Here is a 15,531-nt window from a genome sequence, read left to right as displayed (position 1 = left end):
CCCCGCAGGAGGCTACGGGACTCGGATGTCGGCGAGGGCTGTGGTGTCACTCGCAGCTGACGGGCCCGACCGCCGTTCCCGGCGGTCGGGCCCAGGGCGCGCAGGTCAGCGCGCCACGCTCAGCGACAGCGCGAAGCGGCCCTGCTCGTCCGTCCACCAGTGGGCCAACTCCAGACCCGCCGTGGACAGTTCGGTCCGTACGCCCTCCTTGCGGAACTTCGCCGACACCTCGGTGCGCAACTCCTCGCCCGCGTCGAAGTCGACGGCGAGGTCGAGTGCGGGGATCTTCACCGACTGCGCGGCGCGTGAGCGCAGGCGCATCTCGATCCACTCGTTGGCGGTGTCCCACAGGGCGATGTGGTCGAAGGCGTCGGGATCGAAGTCGGCGCCCAGCTCGCGGTTGACCACGGCCAGGACGTTCTTGTTGAAGGCCGCCGTCACTCCGGCCGCGTCGTCGTATGCCCGGACCAGCACCTTTTCGTCCTTGACCAGGTCCGTGCCGAGCAGCAGCGCGTCTCCGGGGGAGAGAAGGGAGCGGATCGAGGCGAGGAAGGCGGCCCGTTCGACCGGCAGCAGGTTGCCGATCGTGCCGCCGAGGAAGGCGATCAGCCGGGGGCCCGGCGTGTCCGGCAGGGTCACGCTCGCCGTGAAGTCGGCGATCAGCGCATGGACCTGGAGGCCGGGACGCTCGGCGACGAGCGCCTGCCCGGCCTGGGTGAGCGCGCTCTCGCTGACGTCGACGGGCACGTAGGTGTGCAGGTCGGTCAGCGCGTCCAGCAGATAGCGCGTCTTCTCCGACGACCCCGAGCCGAGTTCGATCAGGGTGCGGGCGCGTGTCGCCGCGGCGATCTCGGCCGAGCGGGCGATGAGGATCTCCCGCTCGGCGCGCGTGGGGTAGTACTCGGGCAGCTCGGTGATCTGCTCGAACAGCTCGCTGCCGTGGGCGTCGTAGAACCACTTCGGCGGCAGCGTCTTGGGTGTGCCGGTGAGGCCGTGCAGGACGTCGGCGCGCAGGGCGGCGTCCGTGGCGTCCTCGGGCAGGGTGCGGGTGAGAAGGAACGGACTCACGTACGGGGCTCCTTCGGCAGTGCGGGGGCCGAGGCGTCGCTCGGTTCCTTGAGGGGGGTGAGCAGCACGTCGGTGCGGCTCGCCGCGAGCAGGGTGCGGTCGGGGACCTCCTGCCAGCGCGGGTCGTCGTCGTAGGGCTCGGAGGCCACGACGGTGCCGCGGCCGGGCCGGGACAGATACCAGAGGGTGTCGCCCCAGGTGGTCGCGGTGATGGTTTCGCCGTTGGTGAGCAGTAGGTTGAGCCGGGAGCCGGGGGCCGCCTCGGCGACCTCCACGACCGTGTCGGCCAGCGCCTGCCCTTCGTCGTCCCCGGCCCGCAGCCGCGCCAGGACCAGCGCCCACACGAGCGCCGAGTCGTTGCGGGCCTCCATCGACAGCACGTCGATCGCGGGCAGGCCCGCCACCAGGGGCGCCAGCGAACCCGGCCACCCCTTCACCGCACCGTTGTGGCTGAACAGCCAGGTCCCGGCCGCGTACGGCGCCGCCGCGGCCTCCGCGTCGGCGCCCGACAGGGTCGCATCCCGTACGGCGGCCAGGACCGCCCTCGAGCGCACGACGCGGGCCAGGTCGGCGAAGGACAGGTCGGCCCAGATGGGGCCTGCCCTGCGGTAGCGGGCAGGCACCGGGTCGCCCTCGGCGTACCAACCCACCCCGAAACCATCGGCGTTGACCGTCCCGTACCGCTGCCGTCGGGGCGCCCACGACTGGCGGTAGAGGCCGTGCGCGGGCTCCACGAGGACGCTGCCGAGCGGTTCCTCGGGACCCAGGTACGCCAGATGACGGCACATCAGACGTCTCCCGCGGAGCGCGCGGTGCGGAACCCGGAGAAGATCTGCCGCCGGATCGGGTAGTCCCAGTTGCGGAACGTCCCCCGGCAGGCCACCGGGTCCACGGCGAACGAACCGCCGCGCAGCACCTTGTACTCGGGCCCGAAGAACACCTCCGAGTACTCCTTGTACGGGAAGGCCTCGAAGCCCGGGTACGGCGCGAGGTCGCTCGACGTCCACTCCCACACGTCGCCGATCAACTGGCGTACGCCGAGCGGTGATTCGCCCGCGGGGTAGCTGCCGGCCGGAGCCGGGCGCAGATGCCGCTGCCCGAGGTTGGCGTGCTCGGGTGCCGGGTCGGCGTCGCCCCACGGGTAGCGCATCGAGCGGCCGGTCGCGGGGTCGTGGCGGGCGGCCTTCTCCCATTCGGCCTCGGTGGGCAGCCGCCGTCCGGCCCAGCGGGCGTAGGCGTCGGCCTCGTACCAGCACACGTGCAGCACCGGCTCGTCGGGCGGGACCACCTCGGTGATGCCGAAGCGGCGCCGCAGCCACTGCCTGCCGTCACGGCGCCAGAACAGCGGGGCGTTGATCGAGTGCTCACGGATGTGCGCCCAGCCCGCCGCCGTCCACCAGCGCTCGTTGTGGTAGCCGCCGTCGTCGATGAACGCCTGGTAGGCGGCGTTCGTCACCGGTGTGGTGTCGATGTGGAACGGCGCCACCTCGCGCCGGTGGGCCGGGCGTTCGTTGTCCAGCGCCCACGCCTCGGTGGAGGTGCCCATGGTGAACGGGCCGCCGGGGACGAGGACTTCGGCCGGTCCGGTGAACAGCGGCACGGGTTCCGGGTCCGGGGCGGTCAGGGCCTGCGGGCCCTTGCGGAGCTGATGGGTGATCAGCATCGTCTCGTCGTGCTGCTGCTCGTGCTGCGCGATCATCCCGAAGGCGAAGCCCGCCTCCGTGAGCCGGGTGCCGTGGAAGTCGGCGCTCTCCAGCAGGTCCATCACCCGCCCGCGCACCTCGGCCGCATAGGTGCGGGCCTCGGCGGGCGGCAGCAGCGGCAGCGAGGGCCGTTCGGAGCGCGGGTGCTCGAAGGCGTCGTAGAGGCCGTCGATCTCGGGGCGCATCGCCTCCCGGCCGGCGACGGCCCGCAGCAGCCACAGCTCCTCCTGGTTGCCGATGTGCGCCAGGTCCCACACCAGCGGCGACATCAGAGGCGAGTGCTGCGCGGTCAGGTCGGGCTCCTCGACACAGCTGGTCAGGAGCGTGGTGCGGTCGCGAGCGGTGGTCAGGGTGGTGAGGGCCCGCTCGCGCAGGGTCTCTGCGTCGATCGAGGGTTCGTCGAGGGCGGGGTCGGTCATGATGTGCGGAGGTCCTTCCCGTGCGGGCGCCGGTCGGTGCCGCGCACCCGGTCCAGCAGGTCGTCGGCGGGGCTGCGGCCCTTGATGACATAGCGGTCCAGATACGCCGCCACGGCGTCCGTGACCTGGGTGGTGGCGCCGAGCCTGGGCAGGGCGTCGAGCGCTGCCGTGAAGCAGGTGACGGCCGCCTCCCGCAGCTCGGGGTCGGCCAGGCCGCCTCGGGCCGCGTCGATCCACAGCGGATTGTGCGGCGCGGGCAGCGACATCGCCCGTTCGGCCAGGGGCTTCACGGTGCGGTACGCGGTCTCGGCGGCCTCCGGGTCGTCGAAGAGCGCCTTCGTCACGGCGAGCGGGACGATCCACCCGTCCTCGCCGGGCTGGGCGTCGATCATGCGCAGTTCGAGGAAGCCACGCGGTCTGACCGGCGGGAACAGCGTCGTGATGTGGTAGTCGAGGTCCTCGCGGGTGGGCGGCCGCGGCGCCCCCGACCCGGCCCACTCCCGGAAGGTCAGCCCCTCCGGAACGCCCCAGGGCCCCTCGTCCTCCCGTATGCACATCACCGGCGCGTCCAGGACGTGCCGCGCCCAGGCCCGGCGGGGATCCTCGTCCAGCGGGGGCGCGCCCGCCCGGCCGGGACCGATCTCCAGCCACAGCAGCTGCCGGGTGGAGCGCCAGCCGGTGGGTTCACGCCGGGCCAGCGGGGAGTTGGCGAAGGCGGCCACCAGGACCGCGCCCAACTGGTGCGCCAGCAACCAGCGGCGGCCGTGGCCGAGGGGGCCTGGCTCCTCGTATCCGGCGTCCAGGCAGACCTGGACGGAGGCCGAGGTGCACATCATGCGGCGCCCGGCCGGGCCGGTGCGGTCCAGGCAGGTCTCCATGGCGTCGTAGCGCCGCTCGTGCAGGAAGCGGCGGGGCGGATGCCAGGGGTCGTGGCCGATGCCGACGAGGCCGAGATCCTGCCCGGCGAGGACCGAGCGGACGGCGTCGAGGTCGGCGGAGACGGTACCGATGCACTCCATCAGGGAGGTGGCGGGCGGCGAGCTCAGCTCCAGCTGGCCGCCGGGCTCAATGGTGAGCGCCGACCTCAGGGGCACGGTCCGCAGTGCGGCGTAGGCCGCTTCGAGTCGTTCGGGTGTGACGGGGAGCTGCGGTGTGCGCAGCTCGTGGACCAGCCATTCCACTTCGACCCCGACAGTGCGGGGCGGGCCGGTCTTGAAACAGATGCCCCGGACCAGTGCCTCCACCTCGGGTGGGGTGAGGGCGGTGCGGGGCTCCGTACAGTCGCTCGCCGGAGCGGCGCTCGGCGTATCTGACATGTCGGGAACCTCCTGAGATTCGACTGTGCCGTCGGCCCGGCCCGTCAGGTGCCCGGCCGGCAGCACTCGTCCACCCAAGACCCTCCCGCCGCATCGCACAAGGGTGCGTATCGGCATGTTCCGGCTCGGTAATCTCCTCGTTCCGGGCGTTTCCTGTGGCTTTCCTGGGCGTTCGCGGACGTGGAAACTCTGTTGCACCGCACGTCCAGCATCGCTCACGATCGGTCCATGAGCACGACGGGGGAGCGCGCACGGCGCGCGAGCATGGCGCACACGGGGGTGGCGCCATGAGCGCGCGCCTGCGCGGCATCGCGCAGCAGACGGAGCAGATCGTGGCGGCGGGCGCGTATCGGACGTCCGACGGGCGCGAGGTGTCCATTGCCGCGGCAGTGGAGGCGGCGCGGGCCGGTACGCGGATGTACGGGCCGGACCCCGTGCAGGTGCCACCGACCGCCACCGCCGACACGTTCTTCGAGGTCACGGGCGAGAGCAGCCTGGAGGCGGCGCGCCGGCTCGGCGGGAGGGTCGCGGTGCTGAACTTCGCCTCGGCCCGCAACCCGGGCGGCGGTTTCCTCAACGGCGCCCAAGCCCAGGAAGAGGCCCTGTGCCGCGCCTCCGCGCTGTACACGTGCCTGCTGCGGGCCCCGGAGTTCTACGACCACCACCGCGGCCACCGCGACACCTTCTACACCGACCGGGTCATCCACTCCCCGGCGGTACCCGTCTTCCGCGACGACCGCGGCCGCCTGCTGGACGAGCCGTACACCGCGGGCTTCCTGACCGCCGCCGCCCCGAACGCGGGAGTGATCAGGCGTACGGCGCCTGAGCGCGTAGCCGAACTGCCGCAGGCGCTGGCCGCCCGCGCCGAGCGGGTGCTGGAGACGGCCGCCGTCCACGGCTACCGGCGACTGGTGCTGGGCGCCTGGGGCTGCGGGGTCTTCCAGAACGATCCGGCGCAGGTGGCGGGCGCCTTCCGGGCGCTGCTCGGCCCCGACGGCCGATTCTCCCGGACCTTCGAGCGCGTGACGTTCGGGATCCTGGACCGCACGACGGTCCATACGGTCCGAGGCGCGTTCGCACGGGCGTTTCCGGTGGCGCAGCCGCAGTCGAGTCGGTGAGCCCCCCGCAGACGGGGGATGCTGCGGGGGACTCACACAGGAAGACGGACGAAAGACGGCCCGAGTTCCCCGCTCCGGTACTTTGCTTCTCGTTGCTTTCGCACAGGACTCACAGCCTCCCGCGGGCCCCGTTCGGTGGCGGTCTCAGGGCGCCTGGCCGATCTGCAGGCCGGTCCGGCGGCGGTGGACCGTCAGATAGGCGAGACCGTCGTCTCCCGCGGTGATGCTGCGGGTGGAGCCGTGGGGGAGCCAGAGCAGGGTGCCGGTCGTCAGGGACTGCGGTTCGTCCTGCGGGCCGGCCCCGAGGACTCCGTCGCCTGCCACGACGAGCACCAGGACGTCCAGGTTGGGCTCCGCGTGCGGGGCGATATGGCGGCCCGGAGTCAAGCGGACCACATTGGCGTCGAGTTGGCGTCCGCTCTCGGTGAGCTTCCACAGCACCGCGCCCTCGCTCGAAGCCGTGGCGGTCAAGGCGTCGGTGTCGCACAGGATGCGCGGCATCGCCGCCTCCGCCTTCCGGCCGCCCCGCCTCTCGGCCTTGCTCATCGGCTCCCCTCCATCCGTCCGCCCTCGCCGGCCCTGCCCCATGCCCTCAATTATTACAAGTATTATTTGGAGAAAATGGTCGCAGGTGGGAGGGGAGTGAGGGGCATGCCCGGGGCGCACAGAAGCCCGCGCCGGCGCGAGGTACTCGACGTGCTGCGCACCGCCGCGGCCCCGCTCGGTGTCGCGGAGACGGCCGAGCGCATCGGCGTCCACCCCAACACCGTCCGCTTCCATCTGGAGGCGCTGGCCGGTGAAGGCCTCGTCGAGCGCCGTGTACTGGAGCCTTCCGGGCCCGGGCGGCCGCGCACGGTCTACGCCCCGAGTCCGGGCATGGACCGCGGCGGAACCCGCAGCTATCGGCTGCTCGCTCAGATGCTGCTCGGCCGGATCGCCGCCACGGGTCCCGACGCGCGGTCCACCGCCATGGAGGCCGGCCGGGCCTGGGGCCGTTCCCTGGTCGAGCCGCCGCCCCCGTCCCGGCGGCCCACCCCCGAGGAGTCGGCGGGCCGGCTCGTCGAGCTGCTGGACGGCCTCGGCTTCGCCCCGTACCCGGAAGGCGGGAAGGTCCCCGCACGGATCCGGCTGCGGCACTGCCCCTTCCTCGAACTCGCCGAGGAATACGGCCAGTTGGTCTGCCCGCTGCATCTGGCCCTGATGCAGGGCGCATTGACCGAGCTGCGCGCCCCGCTGGCCGCGACCGATCTGGAACCGTTCGCCGAACCCGATGCGTGCCTGGCCCACCTGGCGCCCGCGCCGCAGCAGACAGCAGAGAGGCACGCTTGATGTACCCCACGTGGGCCGCAGTGGCGGCCGCGGTCACCTTCGTCTGGCTCGGCATGGTGCTGGCGATCTCCTTCCTGGAGGCACCGCTGAAATTCCGCGCGCCGGGCGTGACCATTCCCATCGGGTTGGGGATCGGGCGGCTGGTCTTCCGGGCGCTGAACCTCACCGAGGCCGTGCTCGCCGTCGTGGTCGTGGCCGCCGTCGCGGCGGGCGATCCGCCCGGCCGGGTCGTGGGGTCGGTCGCCGCCGCGGCGGCCTTGCTCCTCGCGCAACTGCTCGCGGTACGCCCGCGCCTCAACCGCAGGTCGGACCGGGTCCTGGCGGGCGAGGACCTGCCCCGCTCGCGAGACCACCTGTACTACGTCGCCCTCGAGGCCGCCAAGGTCACGGCCCTGATCGCCCTGGGAATCGGTCTGCTGACTGCCGGGTGAGTCAACCTTGACCGGCCCGAACGGGTCTTCCCATTCGGTGCGGGCGTCGCGGACCGCCCGTGACCAGCGAAACCCACTTGCGCCGCCCCGATAGCATGTTCGAGCCCGTGGCGATCGCCGCCATAGTCCGCCCTCTACCGAAAAACCATGCCATCCAGCACAAAAGCGACCTGACTAACCAACACCTGAAAAATCGGCCAGCCAATTGATACCCAGAGAATCGCGGTTGTTCCCGCGAACGAGATCCAGTTCTTCCTTCGCCACCTGGTGGCGGCCGCGGACGCTGCTGTGGACCGCGGCGGGTGTAGTGGTGCTCGGATTCCTCCTCGCCTTGGAGGTCGCCGCGCGCCACTACGGCCTGCCGGGGCCACTCACGACCCAGGTGCAAGAGGTGATACTGCCCCCGAAGTCGGGCTTTCTGCTGTACGCCAGCATGGGCTTGATGATGGTGGTGCTCACCCGGCGGCAGCGGTTCATCGCGGCGGGTACCGCGATCGGCATCGACATCGTCTTCGTGGTGGTGCGCTGGGCGTGCGACGTCAAGGTGACCGAGGGCCATCATCCGTTCGGGAACGGCGCGTTGTGGGTGATTCTGGGCTGCGCGGTCCTCGCCGTCACGCGCCGCACCGGTCAGGAACGTCTTCTGCTGCTGAAGGGCGTCGGGCTGGCCCTGCTGCTGGTGGCCGGCCGCAAGACCGGTGACACCTGGCTGCTCATCACGTCGAAGACGCGCACGATGGTGCTCGATCAGTACGTGGCGACCGCCGACCACGCGCTGGGCAATCCGTCGTGGCTGGTGGGCCGCGTCGTCAAGGCCACCGGCCCGGTCGGCTTCCACCTGCTCGACCTCGTCTACGGCCAGCTCGCGGTGGCCGCCGTCGTCGTGACGCTGTACCAACTGCGCAACGTGGCCGCCGAGCGCCGCTTCCCCAGCCACCATCTGGTGCGCACGTTTCTGTTGATCGGCCTGCTCGGACCGGCCATCTACATGATCTTCCCGGTGGTCGGACCGATCTTCGCGTACGGCGCCGGCACCGACCACTGGCCGAGCCCCGACACGGGGGTGGTCACACCGCCCACCGTGCACTGGGCGGTGGCCGACATATGGCCGCGCACGCTACCGTCGCTCAACGCCCCGCACCCGATGCCGTTCGACGCGTTCACCCCCCGCAACTGCATGCCCAGCCTCCACACGGCATGGGCCACCGCGATCTTCATCCATTCCCGCAAGGGCCCACGGGCCCTGCGCTTCGCCGGCACGTTCTGGCTGATCGCGACGCTCTGCGCCACCCTGGGATTCGGCTACCACTACGGCGCGGACCTCATCGCCGGCGCGGTGTTCACGCTCACCATCGAGGCAGCTCTGCGCGCCCACACCCGCGGCTGGGACCGGTCGGGGATCCAGCTGGTCACCCACGGCGCAACGGTCTTCGCCGCGCTGTTGGTGTCGTACCGCTATCTGCCGATGGACATGGCCAAGCACGCGTGGCTGTTCGGGCCGTTGCTGCTGCTGGCGATGATCTCGGTGATCTACGACTATGTACGGACCACCAGAGCGTGGGAACCGGCGGTCGCACCGGCACCGCAACTGAAGCCGCAACCCGAACCGGCGTGACAGACGTGTGAGGCCCCGGCCGGTCGGGCCGGGGCCCGCGTTCAGCTCCAGCCGTAGCGCTCCGCCAGCCGCTGCCGCACCAGGTTGAACCGCCCCCGGTCCAGGGCGCAGGCCTCGCGGCGCATGCCGTCCTCGTGCAGCCGCAGCACCCGGTCCACGTCGATCCAGGAGTCACGCCCCGACCGGTCCCAGGGCCCGCTGCCGATCGCCACCCACTCCCGGTCGTCGTCGTGCCGCTTGCTGGACAGCTGTACGGCCAGCAGCGTGCCGGCGCTCTCGCGGGCGACGACGAGCACCGGGCGGTCCTTGCCGCGGCCGTCGTTCTCCTCGAAGGGCACCCAGGTCCACACGATCTCGCCGGGGTCGGGGTCCCCGTCGTGCGCGGGGGAGTACTCGGTGCGCACCCTGCCGACCTGGCGGGGGTCGGCCTCGGTGGTGGCGGTGGGGCCGAAGCGGCCCGGGACGTTCTCATCGGTAAACGCAGTCACGCAGGCACCTTAGAGGGGCGGGGCAGCTCAGCAGGCCGGGGGCCCTCGAAACCGAGGGCTCCCGGGAGCTGTTGTCGTACCTGCGCGGGTACGGCTATCCCTCCTTCTCCACCGGCACCTTCTGCGACGGCGGTGCCGCTATCCCGTTCAGGGACGGCGAAGTGCCGTGCGGGGTCTGCCCGTTCTGGTTCATCGAGGCCAGCAGCTGGCGGGCCAGGCCGAGGCCGGTGCCGCCCATGGTGAGTGCCTTGGCGAGCATGTCGGCCATGCCGTCCGCGCCGTTGAGCACCACCATGTTGTCGACGCTGCCGAACGCGGACGCGCCCGCCTTGACGATCTCCGGCCAGTTCTCGGCGAGCTGCTGGGCGACGACCGCCTCCTGGTTCTCGGCGAGGGCCGCGGCCCTCGCCTTGATGGCCTCCGCCTCGGCGAGACCCTTGGCCCTGGTCGCCTCGGCGTCCGCCAGACCCTTGGCCTGCGCGGCGGCGGCCTCGGCCTCGCCGGTGGCCTTGGTCGCCGTGGCGGCCGCGGCACCGCGTGCCTTGGTCGCCTCGGCCTCGGCACTCGCGGCCGTCTTGACCCGGGTCGCTTCGGCGGCGGCCGCCAGCTCGGTCTCCTTCGCCTTGGCCTGCGCCGCCGAGATCCGTGCGTCGCGCTCGGCCTCGGCCAGCGTGCGCTTCTCGTACGCCTTGGCGTCCGCTGGCTTGCGGACGTCCGCCTGGAGCTGCTGCTCCCGCCGGTGCGCCTCGAGTTCGGCGACCCGGGTCTCCTGGACGACGACCTCCTGCCGGGCCGCGGCGTCGGCGAGCGGACCCGCCTGCCGCGCCTGTGCGGCCGCCTTGTCCCGCTCGGCCTGGTAACCGGCCTGCAGGATCTCGCTGTCCCGGGTGGCCTCCGCCATCCGCGCGAACGACTGCTGCTCGGCCTCGGTGGCCAGCCGGTTCGACTCCGCCTGCGCGATCCGCGCGTCCCGCTGGACGGCGGAGGCGTGCGGCGCGGCCAGGTTCTGGATGTACCCCGTCGGGTCCTCGATCTCATGGATCTGCAGGGAGTCCACGATGAGCCCCAGCTTCTCCATCTCCGTGCCGCAGGCGGCCCGGGTCTGCGCGGTGAGCTTCTCCCGGTCGCGGATCATGTCCTCGACGGTCAAGCCGCCGACGATGGAGCGCAGATGACCGGCGAACACGTTGTGCACCCGCTCCGCCATCAGCTTCTGCTGGTCGAGGAAGCGGCGGGACGCGTTCGCGATCGACACGTAGTCGTCGCCCACCTTGAAGATGACCACGCCCCGCACCTTGAGCGGAATGCCCTGGTGGGTCACGCAGTCCACATGCAGTTCGGTCTCGTTCAGGTCGAGCGAGAGCTTGCGCACCGCCTGTACACCGGGCAGCACCAGCGTGCCGCGCCCGGTGACGATGCGAAATCCCATGCCCTCGCCGAGCCCCTCCGTCTTGTGCTTGGAGCCGGAGATGACGAGCGCCTCGTTGGGCTCGGCGACGCGCCACATGAGCTTGAAAAGACCGATCAGAACGAGAATGGAGGCAACCACCACTCCCGCAACGACGCCGACAACCATCGGCATACGCCCCCTTTGCATGGTGCCCTTTCGGCACCGAACGAAGGGAGTGTGCTCCTGCGCGAGGCCGGTGAGAAGACGCCTGTGAATCCTTGTCGTTTTCTTGACGCCCACCCCTTGCCAAGGCTCTCACCTGGGGCGGAGCATGCTCAACTGTCGTACGCGGAGGTGACGTAGACGGTCCTGGGCGGCAGGTACTCGACCACCATCACGACCGTGCCCCGCTCGATCCGGTCGCTTCCGGTGGCGGCGTACGCGAGGAAGTGCTCGGCCCCGCCCCGCACCCGGACGATCACCTCGCCGACGAGCCCGGGCCCGACCGTACCGGTGACCCGCCCCATGAGCCCGACCATCGACGCATCGTCCATGGTCACAGGGTACGGGCCGAACCCGCCTACGCAGCCGGGGAGTCCGTGACGGCCCGCTGCGGCGGCCACGCCTCGTGCCAGCGCAGCTCCGCCTCCAACTGCGCGGCGAGCGAGATCAGCAGGGGCTCGCTGCCGGCCGGACCGAGCAGCTGCGCCCCCACGGGCAGGCCGCCGTTCACGAACCCGGCGGGCACGTTGACCCCGGGCCAGCCCAGCACGTTCCACGGCCAGGCGTACGGACAGGCGGCGATCATCGCCCGGTCGGTGGCGAAACCGCTGAGCCGCAGCATCGCGCCGATGCGCGGCGGGGGAGCGGCGGTCGTGGGCGCGAGGACGACGTCGTAGGACTCGAAGAAGGTGCCGATACGGCGCTGCAGCACCGCCTCCGCACGCCGGGCCGCCTTCAGCGGTACCCCGCCGAGCAGCCGGCCCAGCCGGGCGGCCTCGCGGGTGCGCCGGTCCAGGAGGGCGGGGAACGGTGTCTCGGCCACGCGCTCCGCGATGCCGGCGGTGGCGCGGGGGACGAAGGTGAGCCCGATCTGGCCGTACGGCGGGTCGGCCTCCTCCACGGCATGCCCCAACGTGCTGAGCCGCTCGGCGAGTTGGAGCACCCGGGCGCGTACCTCCGGCTGCAGGCGGGCGGGCACGGCTGTGAACGGCGGCTTGAGGGAGAGCGCGATGCGCAGCCGCCCGGGCTCGCGGCCCACCGCCTCCAGGGCGTTGATGGCGGCCGGCCGGTGCGGATCGCGCTCGTGGTTGCCGCTCGCGGCGTCGAGCAGCAGGGCCGCGTCCGCGACCGTACGGGCGAGGGTGCCGTTGACGGTGATGCCCTGGAACGATTCGCCGCGCGGCCAGGTGGAGATACGGCCGCGCTGCGGCTTGATGCCGACGAGGTGGGTCCAGGAGGCGGGGATGCGCACGGATCCGGCGCCGTCGGAGCCGAGCGCGGCGGGCACCAGACCGGCGGCGACGGCCGCGGCCGACCCGCCCGACGAGCCGCCGGGCGTGTGCTCCGGATCCCACGGATTGCGTGTCGCGCCGAAGGCCGGTCCCTCGGTGAAGGGCCACTGCCCGAACTCGCAGGTGTTGGTCTTGCCGACGACGACGGCTCCGGCCGCGCGCAACCGCCGTACGGCCTCGCCGTCCTCGGCGACCGGCGGGAACTCCCCGTCGCAGCCGAAGGCGGTCGGCTCCCCGGCCACGTCCATGTCGTCCTTGACGGCGACGGGCACGCCCAGCAGCGGTTTGCGCACCCCGGCGGCCAGCTGTTCGTCCGCCGCGTCGGCCTCGGCGAGTGCGGCCTCGGCACGCACGATCCGGAAGGCGTTGAGGGTGGACTGCGTCGCCTCGATCCGTGCGAGGGCCTGCTCGACGAGCGCCCGGGAGGTGATGTCCCCCTCGGCGAGAGCTCGGGCGGACTCCGCCAGGCCTGCGGCACGGTCGAGCGTCATACGGGACACCTCTCCGGGACGGCTTCGTCTACTGAACGGTAACGTCCTTCGGGCCGAAGCGGTACGGCATCTCGAACATCCCTTCCTTTGGTGGCGATTCTGCTGGAGGGGGTTCCCGCAGCCCGCGGTGGACTGCGTTGCCGGGTTGGTGAAGGTGCCGGCGGTCGAGTTCGCGAAGTACGACCTGACCAGCCGGTCGGCGACGAACCACCGCAAGCAGATCCGCGAGGCGCTGAAGTTCCGGCCCGCCACCCGGGCCGACGGGGAGAAGCCGATGGCATGGCTGGCCGCGGAGGTGTGCCCGGTTGAGCTGGTGGAGGACCGGCTGCGCGAGGCCCTGCTGGTGCAGTGCCGGGCCAGGACGATCGAGCCGCCGGGCCGAATCGACCGCATCGTCAGGGCGGCCCAGACCCGGGCGGAGAAGACGTTTTGTGCACGGACCAGCGAGCGTCTGGGCTGCTCTGTGGCAGGCCTGCCGGCCGCCACTTGGCGGGGAAACCTCCGCCGGTCGGGGGATGGGGCTGGACGGCCGGCAGCAGCAAGACTGGCGGAAGGCGGGTGCTGGAGACTGACCCGGCCCCGAGGGGACGTGGGGACGTGGGGACGTCCCCAGGGTGGCCGAGTCATCCCCCGCGCATTGGCCGCCCCGGCCCCGGGGCGTGGCGTGGACCAGGTGGTCCGTCTTGGAGTTTTTACTCCCCATTCAGCATTTGCGCCCAGAGAGGAATAGTTTGTTGACCGCACGCTCGACCGCGAGTCGATCACGCATCGCCCGCCTCGGAGTTCTCGCTGCCGGGGCCGCTCTCCTGTTTTCCTGCCTTCCAGGTCGCGTGAGTGCAAAACCGAACTCGGCGGCTAGCGGGCCAAACTCGGCGGCTACTGGAAAGCCACTTCCGACTACCGAAAAGCAGGCGGCTGGCATGGTTTCCGGCGCTGCGCTGGTGGAACCGCCCGAACTCAACAGGGCAACCCCCGAGGATTTGACGGTTGAACTGACGGCGGTTGAGAGAGAGGTGATGATCTCGGGCAAGAAGGTGCTCGCGGAGACCTACAACGGAAGCCTCGTCGGGCCGACCCTTCATGTGGTTCCCGGCCAGCGTGTCACCTTGAAACTGACCAACAAACTTGGCACGGCAACCAACTTGCACTTCCACGGGATGCACCTGTCCCCGAAGGGAAGCGCGGACAACATCATGCTGTCCGCTCAGCCTGGTCAGACTCTGACCTACCATCTCGACATTCCCGCAAACCAGGCACCCGGGACGTACTGGTACCACGACCATGAAATGTGTTCCAGGGACGGCGAGTCGATGCCGGGGACGGAGATGTCCTCTGCCTCAGCGAAGGCTCGCTGCAATGGAACCGAGAGCCAGATCGGGGCGGGGCTGTCGGGAACAATCATCGTCGGGGACAGTCGCCAGTCGTTGCCGCCGGCCTACCGCGGGATCACCGCTCACACCCTGGCACTCAAGGACGCCCAGATCAGCGGATCCAGCTCGATCGTCTACCCGGACGGGGTCCTGGAGCCCGCATCGCCGACGGTCCGCCTGGTCAACGGTCAGTACCGGCCCACGCTGAACGTGAAAGCCGGCGAAACCCAGTTGTGGCGTATCGCCAATGAAGGCTACGCCATCGTCTACGACCTCCGAATCGACGGCGGCAGCTTCACCGTCATCAACCAGGACGGGATCCCCTCCGCGGCGCCGACCCGGGCGACCCACCTTCTGGTTCCGCCCGGCAGACGCTTCGACGTCCTGGTGACCGCCGGAGCCCGCGGATCAACCTGGCTCAGAACCCTCGCCCACGAGACCGGGACGGAAGGCGACGGCGACTCCTACCCCGACACCACCCTCATGAAGGTCAATGTCCAACAGGGCAGCGGGAGCGCGGGGCCGGCTACCACCGGAGGACCGTCGGGCATGGCCACCTCGCCCCGGATCGCCGGACCACTTCCCGGATCCGAACCCGATCTGTCCGGAGAACCCATCGCCCAATCCCGAAGCGTGGCCCTGAGTGACGACGGCGGCAACAACTTCTGGATCAACGGCAAGTTGTTCGACATGAAGAAGCCGACCTTCAAGAAACCGGCCACACTCGGAACGGTCGAAGAATGGACGCTCACCAACACGAGTGGCCACGATCATCCGTTCCATCTCCATATCGCACCGTTCCAGGTCCTCAGTGTGAACGGCGTCGCCCAGCCTCCCGCCGACTACACGGACACCGTGAGCGTTCCCCACGCAGTCAATGGAAAAGCCGGCAAAGTAGTGATCCGAATTCGTTTTACGGACTTCACCGGGATATGGATGTTTCACTGCCACATCACTGGACACGAGGACAACGGAATGATGGGCTACGTGAACGTCATTGCTGCCGGCAGCACTGGATGAGCCTGCGTGTTTGATCCAGCCTCGAACTTTCGTGACGGTCCGTCGGTTCTTTCGGCGGGCCGTTTCGGTTGTCCGGGTTGGTGGTGGGCACGCTGGTGTCCCGCACCATCACCCCCAGCCACTGACCGGACACGGCGACGTTGACATCGGCTGGGGTCGCCGTGCCGGGCAGCTCCACCCGGATCGATGCCCCGCGCTGCCGGTGGCCGACCGCGACGGGAAGCAGCCCCCGCAGTGGACCAGCACGAACGGGGCCCGG

At 70.8% G+C, this 15,531-nt stretch carries 15 protein-coding genes; 6 read left to right on the top strand and 9 right to left on the bottom strand.

The features are described from left to right. Positions 1 to 105: 105 nt before the first annotated feature. From egtD to egtA, 4 genes are read right to left on the bottom strand one after another with little or no spacing between them, the layout of a single operon-like run. Positions 106 to 1,068 (bottom strand): L-histidine N(alpha)-methyltransferase, encoded by a 963-nt coding sequence (gene egtD, locus ACFY1U_RS11155; RefSeq protein ID WP_390693833.1) that lies wholly within the window; start codon positions 1,066 to 1,068, stop codon positions 106 to 108. Next, the gene (egtC, locus tag ACFY1U_RS11150) at positions 1,065 to 1,856 is read right to left on the bottom strand and encodes an ergothioneine biosynthesis protein EgtC (RefSeq protein WP_390693832.1); all 792 of its coding nucleotides are present in this window, start codon (positions 1,854 to 1,856) and stop codon (positions 1,065 to 1,067) included. The genes egtD and egtC overlap by 4 nt, the downstream gene beginning before the upstream one ends. Continuing rightward, the gene (egtB, locus tag ACFY1U_RS11145; protein WP_390693831.1) at positions 1,856 to 3,190 is read right to left on the bottom strand and encodes an ergothioneine biosynthesis protein EgtB; all 1,335 of its coding nucleotides are present in this window, start codon (positions 3,188 to 3,190) and stop codon (positions 1,856 to 1,858) included. Before egtB ends, egtC begins: the two co-directional genes overlap by 1 nt. Beyond that, positions 3,187 to 4,506 carry an ergothioneine biosynthesis glutamate--cysteine ligase EgtA gene (gene egtA / locus ACFY1U_RS11140; RefSeq protein ID WP_390693830.1) on the bottom strand — a complete coding sequence of 440 codons (1,320 nt, stop codon included), beginning with the start codon at positions 4,504 to 4,506 and terminating at the stop codon, positions 3,187 to 3,189. Before egtA ends, egtB begins: the two co-directional genes overlap by 4 nt. A gap of 287 nt (positions 4,507 to 4,793) precedes the next feature. Here egtA and ACFY1U_RS11135 point away from each other — a divergent pair, with 287 nt between their 5' ends. Next, positions 4,794 to 5,624, top strand: a complete 831-nt coding sequence (locus ACFY1U_RS11135; protein ID WP_390693829.1) for a TIGR02452 family protein — start codon at positions 4,794 to 4,796, stop codon at positions 5,622 to 5,624. Between the two features lie 144 nt (positions 5,625 to 5,768). Here ACFY1U_RS11135 and ACFY1U_RS11130 read toward each other — a convergent pair whose 3' ends face one another. Further along, positions 5,769 to 6,170 carry a hypothetical protein gene (locus ACFY1U_RS11130; RefSeq protein WP_390693828.1) on the bottom strand — a complete coding sequence of 134 codons (402 nt, stop codon included), beginning with the start codon at positions 6,168 to 6,170 and terminating at the stop codon, positions 5,769 to 5,771. A 105-nt stretch (positions 6,171 to 6,275) separates the two neighbouring features. Here ACFY1U_RS11130 and ACFY1U_RS11125 point away from each other — a divergent pair, with 105 nt between their 5' ends. From ACFY1U_RS11125 to ACFY1U_RS11115, 3 genes are all read left to right on the top strand, one after another. Further along, positions 6,276 to 6,953: a helix-turn-helix transcriptional regulator gene (locus ACFY1U_RS11125; protein WP_390693827.1), complete on the top strand. Its 678-nt coding sequence runs from the start codon at positions 6,276 to 6,278 to the stop codon at positions 6,951 to 6,953. Beyond that, positions 6,953 to 7,384, top strand: a complete 432-nt coding sequence (locus tag ACFY1U_RS11120; RefSeq protein ID WP_390693826.1) for a hypothetical protein — start codon at positions 6,953 to 6,955, stop codon at positions 7,382 to 7,384. The genes ACFY1U_RS11125 and ACFY1U_RS11120 overlap by 1 nt, the downstream gene beginning before the upstream one ends. A 226-nt stretch (positions 7,385 to 7,610) precedes the next feature. Then, on the top strand, positions 7,611 to 8,999 hold the full coding sequence (locus tag ACFY1U_RS11115) for a phosphatase PAP2 family protein (protein ID WP_390693825.1): 1,389 nt from the start codon (positions 7,611 to 7,613) through the stop codon (positions 8,997 to 8,999). A gap of 41 nt (positions 9,000 to 9,040) precedes the next feature. Here the strand turns inward: ACFY1U_RS11115 and ACFY1U_RS11110 are convergent, their stop codons facing one another. The 4 genes from ACFY1U_RS11110 to ACFY1U_RS11095 form a co-directional block, all read right to left on the bottom strand. Further along, positions 9,041 to 9,487 (bottom strand): type II toxin-antitoxin system PemK/MazF family toxin, encoded by a 447-nt coding sequence (locus ACFY1U_RS11110; protein ID WP_115910814.1) that lies wholly within the window; start codon positions 9,485 to 9,487, stop codon positions 9,041 to 9,043. 94 nt (positions 9,488 to 9,581) lie between these two features. Beyond that, positions 9,582 to 11,069 carry a flotillin family protein gene (locus ACFY1U_RS11105; RefSeq protein ID WP_390693824.1) on the bottom strand — a complete coding sequence of 496 codons (1,488 nt, stop codon included), beginning with the start codon at positions 11,067 to 11,069 and terminating at the stop codon, positions 9,582 to 9,584. Between the two features lie 143 nt (positions 11,070 to 11,212). Further along, the gene (locus tag ACFY1U_RS11100; RefSeq protein WP_390693823.1) at positions 11,213 to 11,431 is read right to left on the bottom strand and encodes a hypothetical protein; all 219 of its coding nucleotides are present in this window, start codon (positions 11,429 to 11,431) and stop codon (positions 11,213 to 11,215) included. Positions 11,432 to 11,457: 26 nt separating this feature from the next. Next, positions 11,458 to 12,882 (bottom strand): amidase, encoded by a 1,425-nt coding sequence (locus ACFY1U_RS11095; RefSeq protein ID WP_390693822.1) that lies wholly within the window; start codon positions 12,880 to 12,882, stop codon positions 11,458 to 11,460. On the opposite strand from ACFY1U_RS11095, the gene ACFY1U_RS11090 reads away from it, so the two are divergent. Together ACFY1U_RS11090 and ACFY1U_RS11085 are read left to right on the top strand one after the other, a co-directional pair. Beyond that, the gene (locus ACFY1U_RS11090) at positions 12,821 to 13,612 is read left to right on the top strand and encodes a DUF4158 domain-containing protein (RefSeq protein WP_390693821.1); all 792 of its coding nucleotides are present in this window, start codon (positions 12,821 to 12,823) and stop codon (positions 13,610 to 13,612) included. The genes ACFY1U_RS11095 and ACFY1U_RS11090 overlap by 62 nt on opposite strands. A 190-nt stretch (positions 13,613 to 13,802) precedes the next feature. Beyond that, the gene (locus ACFY1U_RS11085) at positions 13,803 to 15,272 is read left to right on the top strand and encodes a multicopper oxidase family protein (RefSeq protein ID WP_390693820.1); all 1,470 of its coding nucleotides are present in this window, start codon (positions 13,803 to 13,805) and stop codon (positions 15,270 to 15,272) included. Positions 15,273 to 15,531 lie beyond the last annotated feature (259 nt).

Source organism: Streptomyces sp. NPDC001351 (assembly GCF_042896045.1).
Taxonomy (GTDB): domain Bacteria; phylum Actinomycetota; class Actinomycetes; order Streptomycetales; family Streptomycetaceae; genus Streptomyces.
This window is presented reverse-complemented; position numbering and strand designations above follow the sequence as displayed.